Genomic DNA, 25,554 nt, shown 5'->3' with positions numbered 1-25,554 from the left:
GAGCACCATCGCCGCCATGCCTGAAATCTAGCGGGCCGAAGGCGATCCAACCAACGTTATAAATTCATTCTGGCATTCACAAAACGCATGGATAAGATTCGTCACGTGCCCTCGCTTCAGGGCCTTCAGGCTTTGGTAGAGGTTGCCGATTGCGGCAGTTTCACCCACGCCGCGCAGCAGCTGTGCCTGACGCAGAGCGCGGTCAGCCGAAAAATCCAGCAACTGGAAAGCCATTTCGGCGTGCCGCTGTTTGTGCGCAGCAGCCGCAGCATTCAACTGACTGTTGAAGGCGAACAGGTTCTGACCAGCGCACGGTCGATCCTCGAACAACTGAAAACCCTCGAAGACCGCCTCTCGCCGCAAAAACGCCCGTTCCGCATTCGCATGCACGTCTCGCTGGCGGTGCGCTGGTTGTTGCCCAAACTCAGCGACTTTTACCGGCGTCACCCGGACGTCTCGCTGTCAATCGAAACCGTGGCCACCGAGCTCGTCGAGCCGGCCAGTGACAGCGACGCCTACATTCTTTACTTGCCAGAACCGTCGAACGATCCCGCCAGCCTTACCCTGTTCGAGGAAGCGCTGGTGCCGGTCTGCGCGCCCGGCGTCGGCCCGCTGAATTCGATGGATCAGTTGGTGGGTTTTGCGCTGCTGCACCGCTCGGCGGACAAGCAAGCGTGGATCGATTGGCTGGCGGCGAACGGCGGCAAATCGCTAGAGGATTACCGGCACATTCCGTTCAATCTCGACGAACTGGCGCTGGACGCAGCGGCGCGCGGGTTGGGTGTGGCGATGACCGATTTGACCCTGGCCCAGGAATCACTGGATCGCGGGGTTTTGGTGGTGCCATTTGGGCAGCCACTGAGGACGCGGGGAGTGTATGCGTTGTGCCCTCAACCGTCGGCGGCGCTGCATCCGGCGAGTGCGGTGGTGATGGAATGGTTTGCGCAGCAGGCGCAGCCGGGTTCTGCATGAACCTGCTGCGCTGACTGTTTATAGCGCTAGAAATCAGTAATCGTCGTGCCAGCAATCGTCTCGGCAAACCCGGCGCCGAACACCTGGCCCGGCGTGGCGAAGCCTGTCTGGCGTTCGCCATCGAGCACCCGGCGCGCCGCTGCCACTGCCGCCAACGGCGTGTAGCTGTAGCCGTTGACCGTCTCGATCACCGAGCGCGCAACCGAGCCATCGGCGCCAGTGACTTCGGCCACGGCGCGGGCGCGATGGGCGTCGCGTTGCTCGGCGCTGGGGCCGTCGGGCAGTCGCGACAGATCGCCTTCGGGGAAGGCATCGCCGCCGAGGTGGACAAACATGGCGATGTTTGGAATGCCGGTCGAATGCCAGCCCGTGACCAAGTCGCCAAACGACAGCGGCGCGCAGAGTGCCGGGCCGTCACCAAAATCGAAGGACTGCGGTTGGGCGTCTGGCGTGGCAACAATGGCGCCGTCAACCCGCGCCAACAGCCCGGCGCCGATGATTTCGCCGACGCTCAGCGCCGAGCCGCGCGACATCGAACCGGCGACTTGCAGGGCAATGCGCAACGACTGCGGATTCTCCACGCGTTGGGCGACGTGCATGGCCAGGCTGTCGGTCGGCACCACGTCCCAACCGACGCCGGGCAGCAACATCACGCCAGCCTCGGCGGCTTTTGCGCCCAATCGTTCGGCCAAGCGATAGACATTGATTTCGGCAGTGATGTCGAGGTAATCGACGCCCGCTGCGATGCAGGCCTCGATCAAGCCTGGCGCGGTGTGCGCAAAAGGTCCGGCGAAGTTCAGCAAGACATCGATGCCGACGAGATTCTGCGCCGTCGCCGCGTCTGCATTAAACAGGCGGTAAGCCACGTCGAGTTGTGCCGCGAGCGCCGCCAATGGCTCGGCGTTGCGCCCGGCGATCACCAATTCCAGACCAGCTGTTTTGGCGTGTGCGGCGGCCATGCGTCCGGTGTAGCCGGTTGCGCCGTAGATCATCAAGGTTTTCATTGCACGTGCTGCCAGTTTTTATAGACGAATTCGAGGCTGTATCCGTCCGGGTCCAGCACGTTTGCCGCGTAATAATTGGGGTCGTAGTGCAGACGCGCACCCGGTGCGCCGTTGTCGACAGCACCGTTTTCCATAGCGGCGGCGTAGGCGGCTTCGACCTCGGCGCGACTGTTGGCGACGAACCCGACATGCACCGCGCGGCCCTCGACCACACCTTCGCGCAACCAGAAAAACACCCGGCCATTGGCGCCGAAACCTTTGAGGTCCGGATGCCCCGGCGGGCCGTCTTTGCCGTCGTAATCGAGGCGTCCGGTGATACCCAACGGCGTCAGCGCGGCGCTGTAGAAACGGATTGAACGAGCGACGTCGCTGACCGAGAGAAAAATATGATCAAGCATGTGGTGGCCTCACTGCTGCTGATTGAGTAGTGCCACCACCGTACGCTTGAAACCGATCACAAGCGCCGTGGTTTCTGGCGCAAACCTGCCTGTTTGTGCTTTTGCCTGGTGACGGATAACCGCCTGGTAACAGCCTGACGCTAAACCCGTACGTGATCGCCACGCTGCCCAGCGACGAAGGCAAAGTGCGCGGGCGATCACTGGCGGCGATGTGCGACATGAGCGTCGCAGCGTTTTACCGTCACTTCAAAATCATCACCGGGATGACGCCGATCCAGTATCAGAAACGTCTGCGGCTGATCCGCGCGCGCTGGCTGCTGTTGTTCGATCCTCGCGATGCGGCGTCCATCGCTTTCACCATGGGCTATGAGAGCGCTTCGCAATTCAGCCGCGAATACGCGCGGCTGTTCGGCATGCCGCCCATGCGCGATGCGGCGCGGTTTCGCTGAAAGCAAAAAGGGGACAGATTTATTTATCCAGCCGCTGGACGCGAGCTGGAAAATATATCTGTCCCCTTTTCAGAAGATGGCAGGGGCGGCTGGATTCGAACCAACGCATGGCAGGATCAAAACCTGCTGCCTTACCGCTTGGCGACGCCCCTGTAACAACGCGCGGAAATGTAACAACTTCCGTCGCTTTAGGGAAGTGTTCTTTTCGAATAAATGCGTTTTAAATCAGCCGCTTGTCGCTAGACCCTCGGTTGATGGCTGGTAACGCAGTGAATCCCGCCGCCGCCAGCGCTGATCGCGTCGATATTCAGCTGCACGACTTCCCGGCCCGGATACAGCGTGGTCAGCAGTTTCAGGGCCTTGGCGTCGGCAATTTTGTCGCCAAATTCAGGCGCGATCACCGCGCCGTTGACCAGGAAGTAATTGATGTAACCCGCCGCAAAGTCCGGGTTGTCCTGATTGAAGCGCGTCTTGCGCGGTTTGCGCGGCGGCGACACGGTGTGCACTTGCAGCGCGCGGCCATCGGCGTCGGTGGCGTTTTTGAGAATTTCCAAGTGAGCGCGCGTGACTGGGTAATCGAACGACTCGGGGTCGTTTTCGAGGTTGGCGAGCACCACGCCCGGCTTGACGAAGCGCGCGTAAAAGTCGACGTGAGCGTCAGTGATGTCTTTGCCCTTGATGCCCGGCAGCCAAATGATCTTGCGCAGACCGAGGCGGGTTTTCAGTTCCTGTTCAACTTCAGCCTTGCTCCAGTTCGGGTTGCGATTGCTGTTGATCCAACTGCTTTCGGTCATGATTCCGGTGCCGTGGCCATCCACTTCGATGGCGCCGCCCTCGCCCACCAGTTTGCTGCGCAGATGCGGCGCGCCTGCATGGCTCGCGACCAGTGCGGCCACTCGCGCGTCTTCAGCGTGCTGCTGTTTATTGCCCCAGCCGTTGAAATTGAAGTCCACGGCGCGCAGCCCACCCGCGCCGTCGACGACAAAATTGGCGCCGATATCACGCATCCAGATGTCGTCGAGTTTGCAGGTGACGTAGGTGATGTTGGCCGTGCCGCAGTGTTTCTGCGCCAAATCGCGCTCGCGCTCACGGCAGAACACGGTCACCGATTGATAACGCGCGATAGCCCGCGCAAGCAGGCCCAACGCGACTTGTACGTCCGCGGTGAAATCGCCCCAAATGGCTTTCTGCGCGCCAAAAGCGATAAACGCACGTTGCTGTTGGTCGCCCTCGTCCGGCATGTGCCAGTTGTCAGCGCCATTAACTGCGTCAGCCGCCTGCGCATCGCTCGGCGTCAGGCTGAAACCGGCCGAGGCGATCACGCCCAGACCGGCGACCAGCGATGCTTGCTTGATGAAATCTCGACGCGACGACATGTGTTGTTTCCCGTGGTTGCCAAAATGGTTGCTTGGAAATGGTTGCTTGGAAATGGCGGCTTGATAAATAGCCGCCCGCGATTATTTGGCGGTGGCTGTCTTGAATTTGGTCCAGGTGCGCATCCGCGCGCGCATGTCCGCTTGCGGGATGTCCTTACCCGGAATCAGCCGCGCATAGGTGGCTTCGTCGAGGTAGATATCCGGGTTGTTGCGCATGCCTGCATCGACGCTCGGCCGGGCCTTGGCGTTGGAAGTCGGGTAACCGGTGAAGTTGCTGATCGCGGCCATGTTCGCCGGGCGCATGACGAAATTGATGAATGCGTAAGCGTATTCCGGGTGTTTGGCGTCGACCGGAATCGCCATCGTATCCATCCACACCGTGGTGCCTTCGCGGGGCACGCGGTACTGGAACGAAGTGCTTTTGCCGGCACTGTCCGAGGTGCGTTGCGCCTGGGTCATGTCGCCGCTGTAGCCGAGCGACAGGCAGAGGTTGCCGTTGACCAGATCGGTGACCGGTTGCGACTGAAACTTGCGGATGTACGGCCGCACTTTCATCAGCAAATCGCTCGCTGCGGCGAGGTCTTCACGTTTGCCACTGCGCGGGTCGCGGCCGAGGTAATTGAGAACCACGGCCAGCACTTCGTCCGGCGAATCGATGATCGAAATCCCGCAATCGGCGAACCGCGCAGCCAGTTCCGGGGTGAAGAGCATGTCGAGGCTGTTGACCGGCGCGTCCGCCAGCCGCTGCTTGATCGCCTCGGCGTTATACGTCAGGCCGATCGTGCCCCAGGTATACGGGACCGTGGCGTTGGTCGAGAACTCGTAATGCGTGCGCAGCTTCTGCAAACCTGGTTCGATGTCGGCCATGGCGCTGAGTTTCGATGGATCCAGCGGCAGCAGGCTGCCGGCGCGCATCAGCCGCTCGGCGACCGTGTCGCCGGGGAAAATAAGGTCGTAGCCGCTGCCGCCGGCGAGCATTTTTGCTTCCAGGGTTTCGCTGCCATCCATGACGTCGTAGATCACTTTGATCCCGGTTTCGGCGGTGAATCTGGCCAGCGTGTCCTCGGCAAAATAGTCCGCCCAGTTGTACAGCCGCAGGGTTTTGTCCTCGGCGTGCAGCGACGACACCGCGCACGCGAGGGTCAAAACGCCGAGCACTAATTGGTTGGCAATACGCATATCAAACCCCTTGATCAGCCCAGCGTTGATGGAGATGACGGCCGTCCTGGCTGAGCAGTGCGCCGTACATTTCGGGCCTGCGGTCGCGGTAGATGCCCCAGCTCAAACGCTCTTCGCGCATGGCGCCGAGGTCGAGGCTATGGACCAGCACGCCGCTGCTGTCGCAGTCGGCTTCGGCGAGCAACTTGCCTTTGTGGTTGCAGATAAATGACGAACCGTAGAAGTCCATTTGCAGCGCCGAATCCGTCGTCGCCACTTCGCGGCCAACGCGATTGGCCGCGACCACCGGCACGATGTTCGCAGCCGCATGCCCGCGCATGGTCATCTGCCAATGGTCGCGGGAATCGAGGGTGGCGCAGCCCGGTTCGGAGCCAATCGCGGTGGGAAACAGCAGCACTTCGGCGCCCATCAACGCCAGGCATCGCGCGGTTTCGGGAAACCACTGATCCCAGCAGATGCCGACGCCGAGGCGCCCGAACGCGGTGTCCCAGACGCGGAAACCGGTGTCGCCGGGGCTGAAATATTCCTTCTCTTGATAACCGATGGCGTTGGGGATGTGGGTTTTGCGGTACACGCCGAGCAAACGTCCGTCGGCATCGGCCACGCTCAAGGAGTTGAAAAAAGCGTTGCCGGCCCGCTCGAACCAGCTCAGCGGCAACACCACGCCCAATTCCCTGGCCAACACGGCGAAGCGCTGGAGCACGTGGCTGTCGCGAAATTCTTCGGCCAGCGCCAAATGTTTGTGGCTCTGCTCGATGCAGAAATACGGCGTGGCGAACAGCTCCTGCAACAGGATCACTTGCGCGCCCTGCGCCGCTGCTTCACGGACCAATTGTTCGGCGCGATCAAGGTTTTTCGGCAAATCCCAAGTGCAAGGCATCTGCGTCGTGGCAATGGTTAACAGCGTCATCGTTCAACCCTCCAACGGCCAGAACGGCTGTTGCTGCGTGATGCAATGCACCCCGCCGCCGCCATGCGCCAAATGGTTGATGCGCACCGGCACCACTTCGCGATCCGGGAAGGTTTCGGCCAACACCGCCGCCGCTTCGTCGTCCGCCGGAATGCCATAGGCCGGCATGATGATCGCGCCGTTGGCGATGTAGAAGTTGGTGTACGAGGCGCAGAACACCTCGGCGTCGGTGTCCACCGCATCGCTGGCTTCAAACAGTTCGATCAGCTCGAATTTGCGTCCCTGGGCATCGGTGGCCAGCTCCAGCACCCGACGGTTTTCCCGGGCGACTTCGGCGTACACGGAATTTTTGTCGTGGGTCGCATCGATCAGCAACACGCCGGGACGGGCGAACGCGCAGACGCCGTCAACGTGGCCGTCGGTCATGTCGCCGGTCACGTAATCAGGGTCGCCGGGCAGCCAAATGGTCTTCGTCACGCCGAGCAAACGGCTGAAGATGTCCTCCATTTCAGCTTTGCTCACGCCCGGGTTGCGATTGGGGTTGAGCAGCACTGATTCGGTAGTGATCAGCGTGCCTTCGCCATCGACATGAATCGCGCCGCCCTCGTTACTCAACGGTGTGCCGAAGCAGGGCAAACCGAGGTGATTGAGCGCGCGGCGCGCCAGGCCTTCGTCGAGATCGTGCGCCGACTTGCCGCCCCACGCGTTGAAACGCCAGCTCACCCCGGCCAGCCCCTGTTGCGCATGGCAGACGAAGCTTGGCCCGGAGTCACGGCACCAACTGTCGTTGACCGGCAGTTCGATCAATTCGATGTTCGGCCCGCACAAGGCTTTGGCACTGGCGACTGCCGACGGATCGACGACCATTTTCACCGGTTCAAAACGCGCAATCGCGTTGGCCACCCGGGCGAAATCTTCCTGCACGCGCGGCAGCGTCACGTGCCAGCCTGATTCCCAAAGTGCCTGATTGTGTGGCCAGACCATCCACGTCGCCGCGTGCCGCGCCCACTCGGCCGGCATCGTCCAACCGCTGTTTTTATTGTCGTTGTGCTGCATGGCCCGTTCCTTTTAGTTAAGACATTGTGTTCAATGAGAACCGTCTCGAAAGTCTTGGCATGCATGCTACGGCCGCAAAACCGGGCGAACAAACGATGGATTTAGTGGAAAAGTGATTAGAGGAACTTATCAATATGCTCAAGCACTGGCCGCCACTCAGCACCCTACGCGGCTTTGAAGCGGCCGCCCGCCTCGGCAGTTTTCACAAGGCTGCCGCCGAATTGCACCTGACCCAATCGGCGATCAGCCAGCAGATTCGCAGCCTCGAGGCGTACCTCGAGCAGCCGCTGTTTTTCCGCAGCGGTCGTAGCGTCACCCTGACCGACGCCGGGCAGGATTTGCTCAGCACCACCCAGGCGCTGCTGCAGCAATTGGCCGTCGGCATCCGCCGTCTCGGGCAATACCAGAAACCCAATCAACTGGTGCTCAACACCACACCCGCGTTCGCCCGGCACTGGTTGCTGCCGCGCCTGGCGGATTTTCGTCGTGAGCATCCCGACGTCGATCTGTGGATCTACAGCACCGACGAAGTCCCGGACATGACCACCCAAACCATCGACGTCGCCGTGCGTGACGACATCAGTTCGCAAGCCGAATGCAGCTTCAAAGTGCTGCACGCCGACCGCCTCTATCCGGCGTGTCACCCGAGCGTGTTGGCGCTGCCAGCCGAACGGCGCACAACGTTGCACGGCGAACGTGAAATGGACTGGAGCCACTGGGCAGTCGAGGCCGGCGTCGACGTCGGTCAGCAGGATCAAGGCTTGAATTTCTCCGATCCCGGTTTGCTGCTGGACGCGGCGTGCGCCGGGTTGGGGATCGCTTTGGTCAGCCAGTTATTGAGCCGCAAGGCGCTTGCAGATGGACAGCTGCAACCCTTGGTCGAGCAAACCATTCGCGGGCCGAACTGGGCGCTGTTGACCCATCGCGACAGTGAAAACAATGCGCGCAGTTTCAGTGAGTGGTTGGTGGGGCAATTGCAGCGCTGATGGTGGGTTGGCTGTCAGTCCGCGCTTATAAAACCGCGCGGTTCGCTACGCGAGTCCGGTAGCATTGCCGCCCAAGGATCAATCCCCTCTCAAGGAAGCTTCAATGCTGTTCACCACGCGCTCGACCCACACACCGTTTTTGCTCTGCCTGGCGATCTTCGCCGCGTTCTGGCTGATCCAGCTCAACGCCTTCAACATCATCGTCTGGAGCTACAACTTCTGCCATTTCCTCTATGGCTTCTGCGCCGCGTTGCTGCTCGGTTACGTGACCCTTCCGACGAGATTGTTCAAGCAATCGCTGCGCGACAACTTGCGCACGCTGCAAACAGGCATGCCGTGGAGCCCGTGGGGCGGCTTGATCATCGTGCTGTTTCTCTCGGCATATAACGAGATGTACGTCGATCCTCTGGAGAACGGCATTGCGTTCAGCGCGGCGTATCAGAACTTCGTCGCGGATATGCTGGGCCTGGGTTTGTGCGTTGTAGTCAGCCATTTTGCCTTCCGTGATCGGCTGGGGAATACGCGCACGGATTACTCGGCAGGGCTGGGAATGGGGTCTGTGCGTTCGGCGGGTTGATGATCGCGCGAAGTGAGGAGGATTTCATGACGCAAAACGGTACAGATGCAAACGGCTTCATCCTCGAGGTACCCGACGCTCCCGTTCAGTCTGGTTTCCAGGAGCTGCTGCGCGACCTGTGCAGCACGCTGGTCGCTGAGGCGCCGCTGCTGCTGGACAGCATTTACCTGTATGGAAGTGTCGCAAGAGGCGAAGCCGTTCCAAGGGTTTCAGACCTGGACGTGACCTTGGTCCTTAGCCACGAGGGCTCCTCGCCCGACCTTGAAAACATAGAGGCCCTACGCAAAGCGCTGGCAGCCCGGCATCCCGAAGTCGTGAAGATTGACTTCGACATTGGCCATCGCGCAGAAGTGCTCGCAGCGGATAACTTGTTCAGTTGGGGCTACTGGCTAAAACACCACTGCCGCTGCATCTGGGGCAATGATCTGGGTCAACGCTTTGCACCGTTCAGACCTTCGCGCGCCATAGCCGTTGCGGTCAACGGTGATTTCGAAGCGGTGTTGAACCGTTATGCCGAACGCATCGAGCAAACGATCGACATAAATGAACAGTCGCTTTGGCAACGCGAAGCAGCGCGCAAACTCATCCGCGCGACCAATATCTTGCGATCTGATCAAGACCGAAATTGGCCGCGCACGCTGGACGAGCATGCCGAGCAGTTTGCCCGGCATTATCCGTCGATGAAGACGCAAATCGAATCCTTTCTGGTATTGGCAAAAACGCCGACCACGTCGGTCAAGGAGTTCTCGACGCAGTTGCGCAATTTTGTCCAGTGGATGGCAGGTGTCCGAGCTCATTAAGCACTTGGCGACACGCTTATATTTGAATTGGATCACATTTTTTTGTCCGACGATTTCGCCCATTGGCTTTTCCAAACCGGCCATAACGCCTACCATGCCCGCACTCTAAAAAGCGGCAGCCACTTCATGTTCAAAGCAAGTCTGCGCAGTCACCTGACCCTTTGGTTTGCCGGTTTATCGTTGCTCACGCTGCTCAGCGTCGGGTTTTACGTGGGCCACATCGCCACCGCGCAGATGCGCCAAGCGAGCGGCAATGCGCTGTTGAGCACGGCCAAATCCGCCGCCGAGTTGCTTGGCGCGCAACTGCATGAGCGCCAACTCGAAGTGTCGCTGCTCAGCCGCGCGCCGCTGTTGAAGCGCGGCAATCTCGATGACCCGGACATTTTGACTTCGATGGAGTTGCGCACCCAATCGCGCGCCGAATATGCCTGGATGGGCGTGGCCGATGGCGATGGCCGGGTGCGCCAAGCAGTGAATAATCTGTTGGTCAACCAGTCGGTCAAGCAACGACCGTGGTTTCAGGCCGGGCTGCGTGATGATTACACCGGCGATCCGCACGAAGCGGTGTTGCTCGCCAAATTGCTGCCGGGCAGTCCGAACGGCGAGCCTCTGCGCTTCATTGATTTCGCGGCACCGATTCGCAATGCCCAGGGCCAGGTGGTCGGGGTATTGGGCGCGCACGCGCACTGGAGCTGGGTGACGAAGATTGTCGACGCGGCGGTGCTGCAAAAAGGCACGACGCCGGAAGTGGAGGCGTTGATTGTCGATAACGATGGCAAGGTGCTGTACCCGGAACAACTGGCCGGCGAGCAGTTGCCGAACCTGCCGATGGCTTCGCAACAGTCCGGCGCCACGCCGGGCTGGACGGTCGGTAACGGTTATCTGACCAGCGCCGTTGCCGTGCCGACGCCTTCCAGCACCGGTCTGGCGTGGTACATCGCGGTGCGTCAGCCGCTGGACATCGCGCTGCAACCGGCGCGGGTGCTGTTGTACAAATTGCTGTTGCTGGGTGTGCTGGCGGCGGTGATTTTCGGATTGGTTGCGTACTATCTGGCGCTGTACCTGAGTCGGCCGATCGAGCAACTGGCGCGCGCTGCGAAGCAGGTCGGCGAGCAGCAGCCCAATGTGGTTTTTCCGCAGCATCATCCGGTGTTGGAAATCGCCCAACTGGTGTCCTCGATCGAGGGCATGACCCAGTCATTGCTCGGCAAGGAGCGTGAGCTGCTGGAGGCCAATACCTCGCTCGAAGCCACCGTCGCGCAGCGCACCGCCGCCCTCACCCAGGCGAATGTCGACCTGTTGAAACTGGCGACTCACGACGCGCTGACCGGGGTGTTCAACCGTCGGCGTTTTGATGAAAAACTCGCCGAATGCAGCCTGTTGTTCCAGCGCACCGGACGCACATTTGCGCTGCTGTTTATCGACGCCGATCATTTCAAGCGCATCAACGACACTTACGGGCACGCGACCGGCGATGACGTGCTGGTGCAACTGGCGCAGTTGATTCAGCGCAACACCCGCGCGACTGACTTTGTCGCGCGGTTTGGCGGTGAGGAATTTGCGGTGTTGCTGCCCGAGCTGGAAGAGCCGGACAGCCCCGAAGTCGTGGCGGAGAAAATCCGCGCGGCGATTGCCCAAGCGCAGTTTGCTGCAGTGGGTCAGGTGACGGTGAGTATCGGGGTCGGCGTGGCGGAGTTGTCGGATAGCAATGCCTCGGCGCTGATCAAACGCGCGGATGAGCGGTTGTATCAGGCGAAAGCTGCGGGGCGTAATCGGGTGTTCAGCACCACGCAGACGTTGAGCGCCGATTGAGATTTTTGCGCTGGATTGTTGCTGGATGCGGGCGACGCTAATCTCGTCGCCCACCCCGCCATTGGCTACGGCGCCGGATAACCTTCGACTTGATCCGGCCACGAGGTCAGCACTTCAAAACCATCGTCGGTAACCGCAACCATATGCTCCCACTGCGCCGAAAGCGACAGGTCCTTGGTGACCACGGTCCAGCCATCGGCGAGGGTTTTGACGTGGCGTTTGCCGGCATTGAGCATCGGTTCGATGGTGAAAATCATCCCGGTTTTGAGCGTCAGGCCCTGCCCCGGATAACCGTAATGCAGCACCTGCGGTTCATCGTGATAAACCTTGCCGATGCCATGCCCGCAATACTCGCGCACCACGCTGAAACCATCACGCTCGGCGACGCTTTGAATCGCATGACCAATATCGCCCAATGTCGCGCCGGGGCGCACTACGCGGATACCGGCGCACATCGCCTCATAGGTCGTCTGCACCAGCCGCAGCGCCTCCGGGCGCGGCTCGCCGACAAAGTACATGCGGCTGGTGTCACCGAACCAGCCATCCTGCACCACGGCGATGTCGATGTTGACGATGTCGCCATCCTTCAGCACCTGGTCCGAAGGAATCCCGTGGCACACCACCTCGTTGACTGAAATGCACACGGTTTTCGGAAAGCCGTGATAACCGATGTTGCCGGCAATGGCTTTCTGCACATTGACGATGTAGTCGTTGCAGATACGGTCCAGTTCATTGGTGGTCACACCCGGCTTGACGTGCTGGCCGATCATCGCCAACACCTCGGCGGCCATTTTGCCGGCGACGCCTGACTGAGCGATTTGCGCTGGCGTATTGATCGGCACGATGGCCCTCACGGCGCGGTTCATACGGCAGCTCCTGCAGGGATCTTCACGCCATCGGCCATTGCGCAGACCTGTTGCAGATCCAGACCACCGGCCTGTTCGGCGCGAATCAGCAAACGGCAGATCGCGTTGTGGTCCAGGTCTGGATACAGCTCGGCGAGCATGCCAATGCGCATCCAGTGCTCAGCCTGGGCGTTGATGGAGCGGCTCAGCGCGTTGCTCGCAACCCGCAGGTTCTCGTGCATGTCTTCTGAAATTTTGACGATACCCATGAACAACCATCCGATATGAAATGCATATGAATCGTATACTACTGCAACGTCTCGGGTGACTGCAAATGCATAGCGTTTTTCCATCCTGCCGCCCACGCGCTTGCGCGCAATCGATCTAAAAAGACTGCGCGGGGATTTCGGCTTTTGACTATTCTGAAGTTGTAGGTGAAGACGCAGACTGATGCGCAAGAGGATAGCGAGGAGGCGTGGGGCGCGCTCCGAAGGGTACACGGTTAGAAAGATCTCCGCGCTGAGATTCAGCCCTTATGCCGTGTGAGGCAGTAAAGCAAAAAACTTTGCTGTGAGAAGCCTGATAAATCTCGTAAGCCGGAGACCAGCACCGGCCACCTACTCGAATACCGAGCCCGCCTAGTGCGGGCTTTTTCGTCGGCAAATACTGCGCAAAACTGAAACTGCGGGAGCGAGCCTGCTGGCGAAATGGCCCTGACATTCAACAGCTATGTTGCCTGTAGAACCGACTTCACAAGCTCGCTCACCCCCACTGGATCACTTACTGAATCTTGTTGTTCAGCTTGATCACGTCGCCCGACACATGGGTGGTGTAACCGGTCAGCACGTAGGCCCAGAACCAGTTTTCCTGCACTTGCGTGTTGATCAGCGCGTCGCCGCCCTTGGCTTTGATCGCGGCGGTCTGGGCGCGAACAAAACGGTTGTTGTGCTGGATCGGGATGCAGCCGAACAGCAGCATGCCGGTGGCGCTTGCTTCGCTATGGCCGAGGACCGTGTACTGGCTGGCGTCATATTGCTGGGTCTTCATCGGCGCGCCTGTGCAACCGGCCAAAACCAGACCACATACTGCAACGGCAACCATCTTGCTGAGGTAATTCAAGGTGAAACTCCATTAGTAAACGCCCGGGATCCGTCTCCCGAGCGGCGCACACTCTAATGGAAGTGATGGCGAATTGGTATCGCCACAGGCGCTGTTTTCACTTCACCGCTTCGACCACGCCCCGCTCCTCAAGCAAACGCACAAACATGGTCAAACTTTGCGACACCGTGCCGCGGCGCCACACCAGCCAAGTGCGCAAAAACCGGAACGACGGGGTCAGCGGCCAGATACTCACCGTGCTGCAGCCGGGCATGCTTTCGAGCATGCTGCGCGGCATCAACGCCAAACCGGCGCCGGCGCTGACACAGGCGAGCATGCCGTGATAAGACTCCATTTCGAAAATCTTGCCGGGCACCGAAGCGTCCTCGCTGAACCAGCGTTCGAAGTGATGCCGATACGAACAATTGGAGCGAAACGCGTAGATGTTTTCGCCGTTGACGTCCTGTGCGCGCCGGATCGGCGCGTGGTTGAGCGGCGCGATGACGACCATTTCCTCCTCGAACGCCGGCACGCCTTCCAACGCCGGGTGCAACACCGGGCCGTCGACAAACGCGGCAGCCAAACGCCCCGCAAGCACGCCGTCGATCATCGTCCCGGAAGGTCCGGTGGACAGGTCCAGCTCGACTTTGGCGTGTTTCTGGTTGTACGCCGCGAGCAGTTCGGGAATGCGCACCGCTGCGGTACTTTCCAGCGAACCTAATGGAAACGCACCTTGCGGCTCTTCGCCCGCCACCGTAGCCCGCGCCTCTTGGACCAAGTCGAGGATGCGCCGCGCGTAATCGAGAAAACTCCAGCCGGCGGGCGACAGGCGCAAGCGGCTTTTCTCGCGGATAAACAGGTCAACGCCCAGGTCCAGCTCCAGTTGTTTGATCCGCGTGGTCAGGTTCGACGGCACTCGGTGGATGTGTTGCGCAGCCGCGCTGATGCTGCCGTGCTCGGCGACAGCTTTGAAAATTTCCAGCTGAACCAGGTCCAAGACATTCTCCAAACGTGAACGATACGCTCAGTATTATTCAGTTTCCAGAAAACAGCCATCGCCTTAACCTGAGCGCATTCCCACCCAGCAGGACGGTGTCATGACTCAGGTCTCCAGCCTCACCCACGCGCTTTCGATCAATCCCGCCACCGGCAAAACGATTGGCCAGTACCCGTTTGAATCCGCCGCGGCACTGGAAGCCGCCCTCACCCGCGCCGCCAAAGGCTTCGCAACCTGGCGCCGCACGCCACTGGAGCAGCGTGCGCAAGCGCTGATCGCACTGGCCAAGGCATTGCGGGACGACGCGCAAAACTTCGCGCAAATGATTACCCAGGAAATGGGCAAGCCGATCACCCAGGCACGCGGTGAAGTGGAAAAGTGCGCGCAACTGTGCGAGTGGTACGCCGAACATGGCCCGGCCATGCTCAGCGCCGAACCGACGCTGGTCGAAGGCAACAAGGCGCGCATCGAGTACCGCCCGCTCGGCCCGATTCTCGCGGTGATGCCGTGGAATTTCCCGATCTGGCAAGTGCTGCGCGGCGCGGCTCCAGCGTTGATCGCCGGCAACACCTACGTGCTCAAGCACGCGCCGAATGTGATGGGCAGCGCTTATCTGCTGCGCGACGCGTTCAAGCGCGCCGGGTTTGCCGAAGGTGTATTCGAGGTAATCAACGTCACGCCGGAAGGTGTTTCCAGTGCCATCGTTGACCCGCGAATTGCCGCCGTGACCCTCACCGGCAGCGTGCGCGCCGGCATGGCCATCGGTGCTCAGGCCGGCGCTGCGCTGAAAAAATGCGTGCTCGAACTGGGCGGCTCCGACCCGTTCATCGTGCTCAACGACGCCGACCTCGATGAAGCGGTCAAAGCCGCGGTGATCGGTCGTTACCAGAACACCGGGCAAGTCTGCGCAGCGGCCAAGCGGCTGATTGTCGAGCAGGGAGTGGTCGAGGAGTTCACCCGCAAGTTCGTCGAAGCGACCCAGCAATTGAAGGTCGGCGACCCACTGTCGAACGACACGTACATCGGCCCGATGGCGCGGTTTGATCTGCGCGATGAACTCGATCAACAAGTGCGCGACACCTTGGAAGAAGGCGCAACTCTGTTGTTGGGCGGCAAGAAGGCTGAAGGTCCGGGCAACTTTTATCAGCCGACCGTGTTCAGTCAAGTCACCGACCAGATGACCTCGTTCAAACAGGAACTGTTCGGCCCGGTCGCCTCAATCATCACCGCGCGCGACGCCGAACACGCCTTGGCGCTGGCGAATGACAGCGAATTCGGCCTGGCCGCGACGGTCTACACACGCAATCTCGAACTCGCCAAACACTTCGCCGACGAGCTCGAAACCGGCGGCGTGTTCATCAACGGCTACTGCGCCAGCGACCCACGCGTGACTTTCGGCGGCGTGAAGAAAAGCGGTTTCGGCCGCGAACTGTCGCACTTCGGCGTCCGCGAATTCTGCAACGCGCAGACTGTGTGGCTGGATCGTCACTGATCACCTATCAGCCGCGCACCGCCGCTTCGATGGCCGCGACGTCGATTTTGCCCATTTGCATCATCGCTTCGAACGCGCGTTTGGCCGCGGCTTTGTCGGCGCTGGTAATGGCGTCGGTGAGCACGCGCGGGGTGATTTGCCAGGACAGGCCCCATTGGTCTTGGCACCAGCCGCAGACGTTTTCCTTGCCGCCGTTGCTGACGATTGCGTTCCACAAGGCGTCGGTTTCAGCCTGATCTTCGGTGGCGACCTGGAACGAAAACGCCTCGTTGTGTTTGACCCCAGCGCCGCCGTTCAGCCCCAGACACGGGATGCCCATCACGCTGAATTCGACGGTCAACACGTCGCCCTGTTTGCCCGCCGGATAATCGCCGGGCGCGCGATGAACGGCGCCGACGCTGCTGTCGGCAAACGTCGCGGCGTAGAACTCGGCGGCGTCCAGTGCGGCGCTTTCGTACCAGATGCACACGGTGTTTTTGCTGAGCATTTCGCTGCTCCAAAGTGGGGAATGACGCATTGATTCTAGCCACGCCACGCGCCCCGGCCGCCCGACTTTGCCACCGCATGTCGGCACCGGTGGTCGTCGCGCCGAACCGGTGAAAATCAGCGATCTATACTGTTCAGTTCGATATCTCGAAGTCACGCAACACGTCGACACCCGTGCGCTGTGCGGCGCACCCGTGCCAATCGCAATCAATTCAGCCGCAATGTGCGTGGCTGACGGGTCGTGGAGAACATCATGAAATACAAGTTTATTTCAGGCGTTGTTTTGGTGCTTGCGGCAGCTGTGGTAGTGCCGGGTGCGTGGGCTGCGGAAACGCGGGCGGTGGCGGCGGATGGTTCGGATCGAGTCGGCGCTGGGGCGGTTGCTGCTGATGGTTCTGATCGAGTTGGCGCTGGTGCAGTTGCGGCGGATGGCTCTGACCGAGTTGGCGCTGGAGCGGTTGCGGCGGATGGTTCTGACCGAGTCGGCGCTGGAGCGGTTGCGGCGGATGGTTCTGACCGCGTTGGCGCTGGGGCTGTTGCGGCGGATGGCTCCGACCGGGTTGGCGCGGGCGCAGTTGCGGCGGATGGTTCTGACCGCGTTGGCGGAGGAGCAGTTGCCGCCGACGGTTCTGACCGCGTTGGCGCAGGTGCACTCGCCGCCGACGGCTCCGACCGGGTCAACGCAGCCCGCCTCGCTTACTCGCGCAGTGGCATCGGTTCTGATCGAGTGGCATCCTCGCTCATGGGCGGCAGTTACTCCGACCAGTTCAACAGCCCGATCATCAATCAGTAACGCACCATTTCACCGAGGGGAATGACCATCCATGACGACGCAAACCGAAACCGCCATCCTGGCCGGTGGCTGCTTCTGGGGCATGCAGGATTTGCTGCGACGCTACCCCGGCGTGCTGTCCACGCGGGTCGGTTATTCAGGTGGCGAAGTGCCGAATGCGACCTATCGCAATCACGGTAACCACGCCGAAGCGATCGAAATCGTGTTCGATCCCGAGCAGATCAGCTATCGGCAGATTCTCGAGTTCTTCTTCCAGATCCACGACCCGACCACCGCCAATCGCCAGGGCAATGACCTCGGCGCCAGCTACCGTTCCGCGCTGTTCTACCTCAGCGAAGAGCAGAAACAGGTCGCCGAAAACACCGTAGCCGACGTCGAGGCATCGAGGTTGTGGCCGGGCAAAGTGGTCACCGAAATCACTCCGGCCGGCCCGTTCTGGGAAGCCGAACCGGAACACCAGGACTACCTCGAGCGCCTGCCGAACGGCTACACCTGCCACTTCATCCGTCCGAACTGGAAACTGCCGAAGCGCGGTTGAACACTGAAAGAGGCGGCTCAATTGAGCCGCCTCTTTTATATGTGCCTGGATGGCGAACGCCTCAACGGCCACCATCCCCCCATCAACCCTTGGCAGCCATCGCCGTCACTTCAACGCGCATGCCTTCAACGGCCAACGCCGCCACACCCACCGCAGCGCGGACCGGCCATGGCTTGGCGAAGAAACGCTGGTACACCTCGTTAAACGCCGCGCGGTCAGCCATGTCAGTGAGGTAGATGGTCAGGTGCAACACCCGATCCATCGAACTGCCCGCGCCTTCCAACGCAACTTTCAGCGCCTGCAACGTGCATTCGCTTTGCTCGACGATGCCCCCCAGTTCCAGGCTGCCATCGGCGCGGGTCGGGATCTGCGTGGAAACCAGCAGACCGCCGAAACCGGCGACGTCGGAGGAAATCGAGTCTGCGTCCGGGTCCGGAATAAAAGTGATGTCTTGGTTGGCCATGGGGCTCTCTTCGCTTGGAAAGTTAACGGGCTGTCGCCCACCGGCGCGCATTTTACCGCGCCCGCGCCGAACTGTTGCCGAATTGCACTCAAACCCGGCTAAACCGCCTGCGCCGCGCGGTTTGGCGCGCACTACCAGCGCCCTCGCGCACAAGGTATCTTCACGGCTTCGCACCGAAAACCTCCGCCGCACGAGGCTGCTGATGAAACCCACTGGCGAAACGCTTTTTCTGCAAACCAACCCACTGAGCCAGCCACGCCCCGCGCTCAGCGCCCGCGAGGTCTGCCAGATATTGCGCGATGCGGCGCTGCAAACCCGCCACCTGCAATGCCTCGACCCCCGCGGCCCGGTGCAGGTCGATATCGAAGGCTGGCGCCTGACCCTCGACTTCGACGGCAAGCATCTGCGCCACTGCCAAAGCTGCGTCTGCCCGGATGGCCGCGAAGGTTTTTTTGAAGACTGGCAACGTTACGGCACCGACCCCGTGAGCCTGCTCAGCACCTGGGAACTGGCGCAAATCGAACGGCTGCTGTCAGAGGGCTGCTGCTCCGCGTGAGCCGAAGGGCTGGTCTACGTGCCGGTCAACCTCGTCGACATCATCGTTTCATTGACGACGTAGGCCTGTGGCGGCACACATCGAAAATCTCGGGTTATGATCCGGCGGCAGTGCGCCGCAGGTCTGAGGGACCTTTTCACCCGACCCGTGCCCGGCCAATGACCACCCGATGACTCAATTCGCCAAAGGCCTGCCGACCGACCGCACTGGCAAACTCTTCGGGCAGTCCGGCCAACACGGCCCGGTGCTGGCGCTGAGCATTGGACTGATGCCCTCGAGCAAAGACATTTTTACAAGGAACTGCCCACCCATGGACCGAACCACCGAACGCCTGATTTTACGGCCGCCTACCGCCGACGACTTGCCGCGCCTGTTCGCAATCTACGGCGACCCGGCGACCAATCAGTTCAACCCCGCCGGGCCGCTGAACGAGCTTCATCAGGCGCAAACCCTGTTGCACGGCTGGCTCACGCACTGGCGTGATCACGGCTATGGGCAATGGGCGATTGCCAGCCGTGAGGCGCCGGATCAGGTGATTGGTTTCGGCGGTGTCGCGCGGTACAACTACCTCGCCGAGCCGCGTTTGAACCTCGGTTATCGCTTTGCGACCGCCGCGTGGGGCAAGGGTTTTGCCACCGAGTTGGGACGTGCGGCGCTGGAATTTGCCTTCGCCGAGCTCGACGCCGAGCGGGTGTTTGCGTTGGTGCGGCCCAATCATCAGGCGTCCATCGGCGTGTTGGAGAAGCTCGGCATGCAGCGCATCGAGCTGCTGGATGATGTGCCGGGGCAAGCGCAAAGTCTGGTCTATCGGGCGGATCGGCCCTAGATCATGTAGCCGCCGGACACGTCGATGCTCTGCGCGTTGATCCAGCCGCTGTCGTCGGACAGCAACGTGGCGATGACGCGTGCGACGTCGTCCACTTCGCCGACTCGGCCGAGCGCGGTTTGCCCGGCCAGCAGCGCTTCGAATTCATCGTTGAGGCCGCCGCCCAGTTCGGTGCGAATCGCGCCGGGGGAAACCGCATTCGCGCGGATGCGCCGGTCGCCGAATTCCTTGGCCATGTAGCGCGTCAGCACTTCGAGCCCACCCTTGGCGGCGGCGTAAGGTGCGACGCCGGCGGTGGCCACGCGAGTGGTGGCGCTGGTCAGGTTGACGATGCTTGCGCCCTCTTCCAGCAGCGGCAACAGCGCTTGGGTGAGGAAGAACGGGCCTTTGAGGTGGACGTTCAGCAGGCCATCGAATTGCGCCTCGCTGACGGTTTCGATCGGGTTGAACAGACCGTGGCCGGCATTGTTGACGAGGCCGTGCAGGGTAGTCTTCTGCCACGTCGTTTGCAGCGCCTGTCTGACCGTCTCGGCAAACCCGCCGAACGTGCCGACATCGCTTACGTTCAATTCCAGCGCCAGCGCTTGGCCGCCGTCGGCGTTGATTTGCGCGACAACTGACTGCGCCGCTTGCGGATTGCTTTTGTACGTGAGGATCACGCCCATGCCGCGTTTTGCACACAATTGTGCGGTGGCGGCGCCGATGCCGCGGCTGCCGCCGGTGATGAGGATGATGTTCATGGGTTGCTCCGATGTGGATTGGGGGTGGATCAGGGGTGAATGAGGTGAGCCACCACGGTAGCGATTGAACGGTCGGCGAGCGCAGCCGTTTCTACTCGAAAACTGCCTGTTTCTGCTTTTTGCTTGCGCAGTCGTTTGGCATGGGATCAGATGTCGCCCCATGAACAGTCAACTAGATGAGCTTCGATCCTTGGCCGCCAAGGCTGAAAACCGCCGCACCGAGACTGGTATTCCGCGCGTGGCGATGGTTCAGGGCGCGATCCCGGAACACCAATTGGCGGCGGTTTATGACCCGATGATCAACCTGATCCTGCAGGGCAGTAAATCGATGACCGTCGGCGACCGCACGCTGCGCTACGACCCGGCGACCTACTTTGTGATGTCCATCGAACTGCCCGCCGTGGGTCAGGTGCACCCGGCGGCGACCGGCGAACCTTATCTGGCGGTCAGCCTGACGCTCGACCCAAGCGTGGTCGCCAATCTGCTGGCCGACCTTCCGGCGGCTGCCGGTGGTCAGGAAAAGGACTGCGGTTTCTCGGTGGCGGCGGTCACGCCCGAGCTGATGGACGCGTGGGTGCGCATGCTGCGCTTGATGCAGCGGCCGGCGGACATTGCCGCGCTGGCTCCGGTGTATGAACGCGAGATTCTTTACCGTGTGTTGCAAGGCCCGCACGGCGGCATGCTGCGCGAGATCGCCGCGCCGGATTCGGCAATGGCCCGCGTGAGCCTGGCGATTCAGTGGATTCGCCGCGACTTCAACGAGCCGCTGCGCGTCGAGGCTCTGGCGCAGAAAGCGGCCATGAGCGTTTCAGCGTTTCACCGTCATTTCAAAGCCGTGACCAACTTCAGCCCGTTGCAATATCAAAAGCGCGTGCGGCTGCTGCACGCGCGAACGCTGCTGGTGGCCAACGCCCACAGCGTCACCAGCGCGGCGCTGGACGTCGGTTACGAAAGCGCCACCCAATTCAGTCGCGACTACGCTCGGGTATTTGGTTTGCCACCGGCGCGAGATGCCGCGCGGATCATGGCCAATGTCCGAGGTGCGCCGCGTTGAACATTATCACTACCCACCGGAGGCAATGGATGCCCACTTTGCACAAGACAATCGCCGCCCTTTGCCTGATCGCGCCGTGCCTGGCCAGCGCCGAAACACGGCCCGAGCACATGGTGTACGTGCGCTCAATCGAGCCAAGCATCGAGCAGGATATTCGCTACGCCACGGCCCACAACTTCACCGGCCACGCGCTCGACGGTTACGAGGCGCCTGAGTGCCAGTTGGCGGAAGACGCGGCCAAAGCGCTGGCCCGCGTGCAAAGCACATTGCGAGCGCAAGGCTACGGTTTGAAAGTGTTCGATTGCTATCGCCCGAGCCGTGCCGTCGCTGACATGGGCCGATTCGCGACGTTGCCGGGCGATCCAACCAAAGCCGAATTCTATCCGCGCGTGAATAAACAGGACTTCTGGAAATTGGGATATGTGGCGCGGGTGTCGGGCCATTCCAAGGGCAGCACCGTCGATCTGACCTTGACCGGCCCGGGCGCCCTGCCCGCCGCCGTCGGCATGCCGGGGGCGAAGCAGGTCGATTGCACCGCGCCCTACGGCGAGCGCTGGCAGGATGGCGGGCTCGACATGGGCAGCGGTTTTGATTGCTTCGACGAGCGCGCGCACACCGCCAACTCGGCGATCAACGCGACCGCCAAAGCCAATCGCCTGCGGCTCACGGCGGCCATGGAAAAAGAAGGCTTTGTCGGTTATTCGAAGGAATGGTGGCACTTCAGCTACAACGGCAATCCAGCGTTAACAGAGGTGATGAATTTCCCGATCACGCCGTTGGCACTGGAAAGCAGCCAGCAATTGATCGTCGTCACCAGCAAAAACTGGACCGATATCCAGGGCACCGCGCAGCGCTACCAGCGCCACGGCAAAACCTTTGAAAAAACCGGCGAGCCGTTCGCCGTGGTGGTCGGCAAAAGCGGATTGGCGTGGGGTAAAGGGTTGACCGTGGTCGAGCGTCTTGCGGGACCGGTCAAACGCGAAGGCGACGGCAAGGCACCCGCCGGGATCTTCAAACTCGGCACCGCGTTCGGTTACGACAACCGCGCCGACACCCGCCTGCCCTACCTGCCGCTGAGCCCGACCGTGGAATGCGTCGACGACGGCAAGTCCGAGCGCTACAACGAGTTGGTCGATGGCGCGACGGTGAGCAAAGACTGGAACAGCTCGGAAACCATGCGCCGCAAGGACGACATGTACCGCAAAGGCATCTTCATCGAACACAACACCCCGGCGGCTGCGGGTGCCGGCTCGTGCATTTTCTTCCACATCTGGCGTGCGCCGGATTCCGGAACGTTGGGTTGTACAGCGATGGAGCCGGCGAATATCCAGCAACTGTTCGCCTGGCTGGACCCGCGTCAGCAGCCGTTGTTGATTCAGTTGCCGGAGGCGGAATATGCGCAGTTGCGCGAGAGTTGGGGTCTTCCGCAACGTTAAACGCCGTCAGTCGTGGCGCACACCCGCGCGTTTGAGCATTTGCTTGCAACGCTCCGACAAGTGAAACACCCGCAGATGCTTACCGGCCTTGTCGTAGCGTTCGCGCAAGGTCTTCAGCGCAGCGATCGCCGAATAATCGACGAAGCTCAAGTGGCGACAATCCAACGTCACGTGCGCCGGGTCGTTGGCCGGGTCGAACTGGTTGAGAAACGGCGCGGTCGAGGCGAAAAACAAGGTGCCGTGCAGGCGATAGAGTTTGCTGCCGTCGTTCTCGACATAGGTGTCGGCGTACAGCTCGCGGGCCTGCTGCCAGGCGAAATTGAGCGCGGCGATGATGATGCCGCAGAGCACGGCGGTGGCGAGGTCGGTGAATACGGTGATGGTGGTCACGGCGATGATCACCAGCACATCGTTGAGCGGCACTTTGTTGATCACCCGCAACGACGCCCAGGCAAAGGTTTGTTGCGAAACCACGAACATCACTCCGACCAGCGCGGCCAGCGGAATACGCTCGATCAGCGGTGACAGGAACAACACGAACAGCAAAATCATCACCCCGGCGATCACCCCCGACAGCCGACCGCGACCACCGGAACTGAGGTTGATCACGGTCTGGCCGATCATCGCGCAACCGCCCATGCCACCGAACACGCCCGAAACCATATTCGCCGCGCCCAGCGCCACGCACTCGCGGTCCGGGTAGCCACGGCTCTCGGTGATTTCGTCGGTAAGGTTCAGCGTCAGCAGCGTTTCCAGCAGGCCGACCAGCGCCATCAAAATCGCGTAAGGGGCGACGATGCGCAGGGTTTCGAAAGTCCACGGGATGTCCGGCAACGCCAAGGTCGGCAAGCCGCCGGAAATGTGCGCCATGTCGCCCAATGTGCGGGTTGGCAGCCCAAGCAGGTACACCGCCAGGCCGACACCGAGAATCGCCACCAGCGCCGGCGGCACTGCACGCGTCAGGCGCGGCAGTACATAGACGATGGCCATGGTTAGCGCCACCAGGCCGATCATCAGGTACAGCGGCGAACCGCTGAGCCAATTCTCACCACTTTTGAAATGCTCCAGTTGCGCCAGCGCAATGATGATCGCCAGGCCGTTGACGAACCCGAGCATCACCGGATGCGGCACCATGCGCACCAGTTTGCCGAGCCGCAACAGCCCGAACGCCATCATGATCAACCCGCCGAGCAACACCGTCGCCAGCAAATACTGCACGCCGTGCTGCACCACCAACGCAACAATCACCACTGCCATCGACCCCGCCGCGCCAGACACCATACCCGGCCGCCCGCCAAACAACGCGGTCAACGTGCAAATGATGAAAGCGCCATACAGGCCCATCAACGGATTGAGGTGCGCGACCAGCGCGAACGCAATGCATTCGGGCAGCAACGCAAAAGAAGTAGTGAGCCCGGCCAAGGCATCGGCGCGCAGACGTTGTGGTTTCATGACGTACCTGAAGAACGGGCCGGAGGAGCTGGCCGCTGGGAGTTGCGGGAAAAGAGGGTTGCGGATGTTACGGAATTGACGGCGGTTGGGCCAGTGGTCTCAACCCCGCTTCAAATCCAGGCAATAGGTGTAATAACCGGTGTCGCGCACGTAGCCCAGCGATTCATACAAACGTTGAGCGACAACGTTGTCTGTCGCGGTTTCCAGCACCAGGCCTTTTGCGCCAGTGGACAGGGCGAAGTCGCGGGCGGTTTTCATCAGCAAGGTGCCTACTCCGCGACCGCGGGCGGCGGGGTCGGTGAAGAGGTCGCTGAGCAGCCAGGTGCGGAAAGCGTCGATGGAGGAAAACGATGGGTAGAGCTGGACGAAACCCAGCGCCTCGGCGTTTTCGTCAATGGCGAGGAAGATCGCCGATTCATTCTGCGCGAGGCGTTCGGCGATGAAATCTTGGGATTGTTGCAGGTTGGCGGGTTGGCCGTAGAAGCCGCGGTAGGCGTCGAACAGTTTGGCGACTTGGGCGAGGTGGCTGGCGTCGGCGCGTTGCGCGTGGAGGGCCATGGTGATGTTTCCGTGCAGTTTGAGGAAAAATCAGCATAGCTGGCGGCCGGCAAGCTGCTGCGAGGTGATTTTGCGCAAGTGAGAGGCGCGATGCCTCTCACTTGGGTGCCGGGTGATTAGCCGGGCTTGTGGTTATCCAGTACGCGATTGACCGCTAACTCGCCCATCGTGATGACCCGTTGCAGCACCAGCAATGTTTGGCGTCGCGGGTTGTCGGCCAGGCCGACAAGGTCGTTGACGATGCTGCTGGCGGACGCCAGCGCGTCGCATGCATCGACGAGCAATGTCTCGTCGTCCGCCGCTGCGTCGATGGCGTAAATGTTGCTGGGTTTGCGGGGCGCTATCTGCGCTTTCTTCGCCCCGGGGTTCAGATAAATCTTGAGCGCGCGGTCGGCGGCCACTTTGATTTTTTCGGGGTCGAGATCAAAAGTGGCGTCGTAGGGTACTGGATCGGTGTGCGGTGGATTCGGGGTTACTTTGAACATGGAAAGACTCACTAATTTTCGAATATTAAGGAGCCGCCACTTTCGCTACCAAACGAAGGGTGGCGGGCATACGTGGGTTGGTAGACCGTTCGAAAACTAGAAACCCGGCGCTCACGAGGAGCCCCACGCATGCCCACCTTATAAAGCTGAGTCCCGGGAAGAGGACTGCATAAGGTGTTACATGTCGGAATTTCGAAGCGGGCTACCAAACCCGAT

28 protein-coding genes, 1 tRNA gene and 1 pseudogene are annotated in these 25,554 nt (G+C 61.1%); 13 read left to right on the top strand and 17 right to left on the bottom strand.

Annotation, left to right across the window (positions count from 1 at the left end; all coding sequences use genetic code 11):
• Nucleotides 1–87 precede the first annotated feature (87 nt).
• Nucleotides 88–972 carry a LysR substrate-binding domain-containing protein gene (locus BI292_RS12845; RefSeq protein WP_101208092.1) on the top strand — a complete coding sequence of 295 codons (885 nt, stop codon included), beginning with the start codon at nt 88–90 and terminating at the stop codon, nt 970–972.
• A gap of 26 nt (nt 973–998) precedes the next feature.
• On the opposite strand, the gene BI292_RS12840 is transcribed toward BI292_RS12845, so the two are convergent.
• On the bottom strand, nt 999–1,976 hold the full coding sequence (locus BI292_RS12840; RefSeq protein ID WP_101208091.1) for a trans-acting enoyl reductase family protein: 978 nt from the start codon (nt 1,974–1,976) through the stop codon (nt 999–1,001).
• Nucleotides 1,973–2,374, bottom strand: a complete 402-nt coding sequence (locus tag BI292_RS12835) for a VOC family protein (protein WP_101208090.1) — start codon at nt 2,372–2,374, stop codon at nt 1,973–1,975. Before BI292_RS12835 ends, BI292_RS12840 begins: the two co-directional genes overlap by 4 nt.
• 188 nt (nt 2,375–2,562) lie before the next feature.
• On the opposite strand from BI292_RS12835, the pseudogene BI292_RS12830 reads away from it, so the two are divergent.
• Nucleotides 2,563–2,823: pseudogene (locus BI292_RS12830) on the top strand (helix-turn-helix domain-containing protein); the annotation flags it as partial.
• Between the two features lie 77 nt (nt 2,824–2,900).
• On the opposite strand, the gene BI292_RS12825 reads toward BI292_RS12830, so the two are convergent.
• From BI292_RS12825 to BI292_RS12805, 5 genes are all read right to left on the bottom strand, one after another.
• Nucleotides 2,901–2,975 (bottom strand) — tRNA-Gln (locus BI292_RS12825).
• An 87-nt stretch (nt 2,976–3,062) separates the two neighbouring features.
• Nucleotides 3,063–4,199 carry an agmatine/peptidylarginine deiminase gene (locus tag BI292_RS12820; RefSeq protein ID WP_101208089.1) on the bottom strand — a complete coding sequence of 379 codons (1,137 nt, stop codon included), beginning with the start codon at nt 4,197–4,199 and terminating at the stop codon, nt 3,063–3,065.
• 81 nt (nt 4,200–4,280) lie between these two features.
• On the bottom strand, nt 4,281–5,378 hold the full coding sequence (locus BI292_RS12815) for an extracellular solute-binding protein (protein ID WP_101208088.1): 1,098 nt from the start codon (nt 5,376–5,378) through the stop codon (nt 4,281–4,283).
• Between the two features lies 1 nt (nt 5,379).
• On the bottom strand, nt 5,380–6,288 hold the full coding sequence (gene aguB, locus BI292_RS12810; protein ID WP_101208087.1) for an N-carbamoylputrescine amidase: 909 nt from the start codon (nt 6,286–6,288) through the stop codon (nt 5,380–5,382).
• Between the two features lie 3 nt (nt 6,289–6,291).
• Nucleotides 6,292–7,344 (bottom strand): agmatine/peptidylarginine deiminase, encoded by a 1,053-nt coding sequence (locus tag BI292_RS12805; protein WP_101208086.1) that lies wholly within the window; start codon nt 7,342–7,344, stop codon nt 6,292–6,294.
• Between the two features lie 134 nt (nt 7,345–7,478).
• Here BI292_RS12805 and BI292_RS12800 point away from each other — a divergent pair, with 134 nt between their 5' ends.
• From BI292_RS12800 to BI292_RS12785, 4 genes are all read left to right on the top strand, one after another.
• Complete coding sequence (locus BI292_RS12800; RefSeq protein ID WP_101208085.1) at nt 7,479–8,330, top strand: LysR substrate-binding domain-containing protein; 852 nt, start codon at nt 7,479–7,481, stop codon at nt 8,328–8,330.
• A gap of 103 nt (nt 8,331–8,433) precedes the next feature.
• Nucleotides 8,434–8,907 (top strand): hypothetical protein, encoded by a 474-nt coding sequence (locus tag BI292_RS12795; protein ID WP_101208084.1) that lies wholly within the window; start codon nt 8,434–8,436, stop codon nt 8,905–8,907.
• 26 nt (nt 8,908–8,933) lie between these two features.
• On the top strand, nt 8,934–9,707 hold the full coding sequence (locus BI292_RS12790; protein WP_101208109.1) for a nucleotidyltransferase domain-containing protein: 774 nt from the start codon (nt 8,934–8,936) through the stop codon (nt 9,705–9,707).
• Between the two features lie 126 nt (nt 9,708–9,833).
• Nucleotides 9,834–11,519, top strand: coding sequence for a sensor domain-containing diguanylate cyclase (locus tag BI292_RS12785; protein WP_101208108.1), 1,686 nt, complete (start codon nt 9,834–9,836; stop codon nt 11,517–11,519).
• Between the two features lie 65 nt (nt 11,520–11,584).
• Here the strand turns inward: BI292_RS12785 and map are convergent, their stop codons facing one another.
• The 4 genes from map to BI292_RS12765 form a co-directional block, all read right to left on the bottom strand.
• Nucleotides 11,585–12,385 (bottom strand): type I methionyl aminopeptidase, encoded by an 801-nt coding sequence (map, locus tag BI292_RS12780; RefSeq protein ID WP_371918730.1) that lies wholly within the window; start codon nt 12,383–12,385, stop codon nt 11,585–11,587.
• Nucleotides 12,382–12,633 carry a ParD-like family protein gene (locus BI292_RS12775; protein WP_101208083.1) on the bottom strand — a complete coding sequence of 84 codons (252 nt, stop codon included), beginning with the start codon at nt 12,631–12,633 and terminating at the stop codon, nt 12,382–12,384. The genes map and BI292_RS12775 overlap by 4 nt, the downstream gene beginning before the upstream one ends.
• 511 nt (nt 12,634–13,144) lie before the next feature.
• Complete coding sequence (locus tag BI292_RS12770) at nt 13,145–13,483, bottom strand: hypothetical protein (protein ID WP_092269910.1); 339 nt, start codon at nt 13,481–13,483, stop codon at nt 13,145–13,147.
• Between the two features lie 97 nt (nt 13,484–13,580).
• Nucleotides 13,581–14,459: a LysR family transcriptional regulator gene (locus BI292_RS12765; RefSeq protein ID WP_101208082.1), complete on the bottom strand. Its 879-nt coding sequence runs from the start codon at nt 14,457–14,459 to the stop codon at nt 13,581–13,583.
• Between the two features lie 100 nt (nt 14,460–14,559).
• Here BI292_RS12765 and BI292_RS12760 point away from each other — a divergent pair, with 100 nt between their 5' ends.
• On the top strand, nt 14,560–15,951 hold the full coding sequence (locus tag BI292_RS12760; RefSeq protein WP_101208081.1) for an aldehyde dehydrogenase family protein: 1,392 nt from the start codon (nt 14,560–14,562) through the stop codon (nt 15,949–15,951).
• Nucleotides 15,952–15,958: 7 nt separating this feature from the next.
• On the opposite strand, the gene BI292_RS12755 is transcribed toward BI292_RS12760, so the two are convergent.
• A complete protein-coding gene (locus BI292_RS12755) occupies nt 15,959–16,438 on the bottom strand; it encodes a VOC family protein (RefSeq protein ID WP_101208080.1) in 480 nt (159 codons plus the stop codon).
• Between the two features lie 313 nt (nt 16,439–16,751).
• On the opposite strand from BI292_RS12755, the gene BI292_RS12750 reads away from it, so the two are divergent.
• Together BI292_RS12750 and msrA are read left to right on the top strand one after the other, a co-directional pair.
• Entirely contained in the window at nt 16,752–17,255 is a 504-nt protein-coding gene (locus tag BI292_RS12750; protein WP_178076577.1) for a hypothetical protein, read from the top strand.
• Nucleotides 17,256–17,261: 6 nt separating this feature from the next.
• Nucleotides 17,262–17,768: a peptide-methionine (S)-S-oxide reductase MsrA gene (msrA, locus tag BI292_RS12745; RefSeq protein ID WP_101208078.1), complete on the top strand. Its 507-nt coding sequence runs from the start codon at nt 17,262–17,264 to the stop codon at nt 17,766–17,768.
• 82 nt (nt 17,769–17,850) lie between these two features.
• On the opposite strand, the gene BI292_RS12740 is transcribed toward msrA, so the two are convergent.
• A complete protein-coding gene (locus tag BI292_RS12740; protein WP_054048905.1) occupies nt 17,851–18,231 on the bottom strand; it encodes a RidA family protein in 381 nt (126 codons plus the stop codon).
• A 202-nt stretch (nt 18,232–18,433) separates the two neighbouring features.
• Here BI292_RS12740 and BI292_RS12735 point away from each other — a divergent pair, with 202 nt between their 5' ends.
• Together BI292_RS12735 and BI292_RS12730 are read left to right on the top strand one after the other, a co-directional pair.
• The gene (locus BI292_RS12735; protein WP_101208077.1) at nt 18,434–18,787 is read left to right on the top strand and encodes a hypothetical protein; all 354 of its coding nucleotides are present in this window, start codon (nt 18,434–18,436) and stop codon (nt 18,785–18,787) included.
• Nucleotides 18,788–19,097: 310 nt separating this feature from the next.
• Nucleotides 19,098–19,613: a GNAT family N-acetyltransferase gene (locus tag BI292_RS12730; protein WP_101208106.1), complete on the top strand. Its 516-nt coding sequence runs from the start codon at nt 19,098–19,100 to the stop codon at nt 19,611–19,613.
• Here the strand turns inward: BI292_RS12730 and BI292_RS12725 are convergent.
• On the bottom strand, nt 19,610–20,353 hold the full coding sequence (locus tag BI292_RS12725) for an SDR family NAD(P)-dependent oxidoreductase (protein ID WP_101208076.1): 744 nt from the start codon (nt 20,351–20,353) through the stop codon (nt 19,610–19,612). The two genes, BI292_RS12730 and BI292_RS12725, sit on opposite strands and share 4 nt — an antisense overlap.
• Nucleotides 20,354–20,513: 160 nt before the next feature.
• Here BI292_RS12725 and BI292_RS12720 point away from each other — a divergent pair, with 160 nt between their 5' ends.
• Nucleotides 20,514–21,407 (top strand): AraC family transcriptional regulator, encoded by an 894-nt coding sequence (locus BI292_RS12720; protein ID WP_178076576.1) that lies wholly within the window; start codon nt 20,514–20,516, stop codon nt 21,405–21,407.
• Between the two features lie 29 nt (nt 21,408–21,436).
• Entirely contained in the window at nt 21,437–22,843 is a 1,407-nt protein-coding gene (locus BI292_RS12715) for a M15 family metallopeptidase (RefSeq protein ID WP_101208074.1), read from the top strand.
• Between the two features lie 6 nt (nt 22,844–22,849).
• On the opposite strand, the gene BI292_RS12710 is transcribed toward BI292_RS12715, so the two are convergent.
• The 3 genes from BI292_RS12710 to BI292_RS12700 form a co-directional block, all read right to left on the bottom strand.
• Nucleotides 22,850–24,295: a SulP family inorganic anion transporter gene (locus BI292_RS12710; RefSeq protein ID WP_101208073.1), complete on the bottom strand. Its 1,446-nt coding sequence runs from the start codon at nt 24,293–24,295 to the stop codon at nt 22,850–22,852.
• 99 nt (nt 24,296–24,394) lie between these two features.
• Nucleotides 24,395–24,853: a GNAT family N-acetyltransferase gene (locus BI292_RS12705; protein WP_101208072.1), complete on the bottom strand. Its 459-nt coding sequence runs from the start codon at nt 24,851–24,853 to the stop codon at nt 24,395–24,397.
• A 116-nt stretch (nt 24,854–24,969) separates the two neighbouring features.
• Nucleotides 24,970–25,338 carry a DUF6124 family protein gene (locus BI292_RS12700; protein ID WP_101208071.1) on the bottom strand — a complete coding sequence of 123 codons (369 nt, stop codon included), beginning with the start codon at nt 25,336–25,338 and terminating at the stop codon, nt 24,970–24,972.
• Nucleotides 25,339–25,554: the final 216 nt, after the last annotated feature.

The organism is Pseudomonas sp. 43NM1 (assembly GCF_002836905.1).
In the GTDB taxonomy this organism is placed as follows: Bacteria; Pseudomonadota; Gammaproteobacteria; order Pseudomonadales; family Pseudomonadaceae; genus Aquipseudomonas; species Aquipseudomonas prosekii.
This window is presented reverse-complemented; position numbering and strand designations above follow the sequence as displayed.

Bases quoted from the DNA above. Each gene is read 5' to 3' on its own strand.
- BI292_RS12845 (WP_101208092.1), top strand. From the start codon at position 88: ATGGATAAGATTCGTCACGTGCCCTCGCTTCAGGGCCTTCAGGCTTTG.
- BI292_RS12840 (WP_101208091.1), bottom strand. From the start codon at position 1,976: ATGAAAACCTTGATGATCTACGGCGCAACCGGCTACACCGGACGCATG.
- BI292_RS12835 (WP_101208090.1), bottom strand. From the start codon at position 2,374: ATGCTTGATCATATTTTTCTCTCGGTCAGCGACGTCGCTCGTTCAATC.
- BI292_RS12820 (WP_101208089.1), bottom strand. From the start codon at position 4,199: ATGTCGTCGCGTCGAGATTTCATCAAGCAAGCATCGCTGGTCGCCGGT.
- BI292_RS12815 (WP_101208088.1), bottom strand. From the start codon at position 5,378: ATGCGTATTGCCAACCAATTAGTGCTCGGCGTTTTGACCCTCGCGTGC.
- aguB (WP_101208087.1), bottom strand. From the start codon at position 6,288: ATGACGCTGTTAACCATTGCCACGACGCAGATGCCTTGCACTTGGGAT.
- BI292_RS12805 (WP_101208086.1), bottom strand. From the start codon at position 7,344: ATGCAGCACAACGACAATAAAAACAGCGGTTGGACGATGCCGGCCGAG.
- BI292_RS12800 (WP_101208085.1), top strand. From the start codon at position 7,479: ATGCTCAAGCACTGGCCGCCACTCAGCACCCTACGCGGCTTTGAAGCG.
- BI292_RS12795 (WP_101208084.1), top strand. From the start codon at position 8,434: ATGCTGTTCACCACGCGCTCGACCCACACACCGTTTTTGCTCTGCCTG.
- BI292_RS12790 (WP_101208109.1), top strand. From the start codon at position 8,934: ATGACGCAAAACGGTACAGATGCAAACGGCTTCATCCTCGAGGTACCC.
- BI292_RS12785 (WP_101208108.1), top strand. From the start codon at position 9,834: ATGTTCAAAGCAAGTCTGCGCAGTCACCTGACCCTTTGGTTTGCCGGT.
- map (WP_371918730.1), bottom strand. From the start codon at position 12,385: ATGAACCGCGCCGTGAGGGCCATCGTGCCGATCAATACGCCAGCGCAA.
- BI292_RS12775 (WP_101208083.1), bottom strand. From the start codon at position 12,633: ATGGGTATCGTCAAAATTTCAGAAGACATGCACGAGAACCTGCGGGTT.
- BI292_RS12760 (WP_101208081.1), top strand. From the start codon at position 14,560: ATGACTCAGGTCTCCAGCCTCACCCACGCGCTTTCGATCAATCCCGCC.
- BI292_RS12755 (WP_101208080.1), bottom strand. From the start codon at position 16,438: ATGCTCAGCAAAAACACCGTGTGCATCTGGTACGAAAGCGCCGCACTG.
- msrA (WP_101208078.1), top strand. From the start codon at position 17,262: ATGACGACGCAAACCGAAACCGCCATCCTGGCCGGTGGCTGCTTCTGG.
- BI292_RS12740 (WP_054048905.1), bottom strand. From the start codon at position 18,231: ATGGCCAACCAAGACATCACTTTTATTCCGGACCCGGACGCAGACTCG.
- BI292_RS12735 (WP_101208077.1), top strand. From the start codon at position 18,434: ATGAAACCCACTGGCGAAACGCTTTTTCTGCAAACCAACCCACTGAGC.
- BI292_RS12730 (WP_101208106.1), top strand. From the start codon at position 19,098: ATGGACCGAACCACCGAACGCCTGATTTTACGGCCGCCTACCGCCGAC.
- BI292_RS12725 (WP_101208076.1), bottom strand. From the start codon at position 20,353: ATGAACATCATCCTCATCACCGGCGGCAGCCGCGGCATCGGCGCCGCC.
- BI292_RS12720 (WP_178076576.1), top strand. From the start codon at position 20,514: ATGAACAGTCAACTAGATGAGCTTCGATCCTTGGCCGCCAAGGCTGAA.
- BI292_RS12715 (WP_101208074.1), top strand. From the start codon at position 21,437: ATGCCCACTTTGCACAAGACAATCGCCGCCCTTTGCCTGATCGCGCCG.
- BI292_RS12710 (WP_101208073.1), bottom strand. From the start codon at position 24,295: ATGAAACCACAACGTCTGCGCGCCGATGCCTTGGCCGGGCTCACTACT.
- BI292_RS12705 (WP_101208072.1), bottom strand. From the start codon at position 24,853: ATGGCCCTCCACGCGCAACGCGCCGACGCCAGCCACCTCGCCCAAGTC.
- BI292_RS12700 (WP_101208071.1), bottom strand. From the start codon at position 25,338: ATGTTCAAAGTAACCCCGAATCCACCGCACACCGATCCAGTACCCTAC.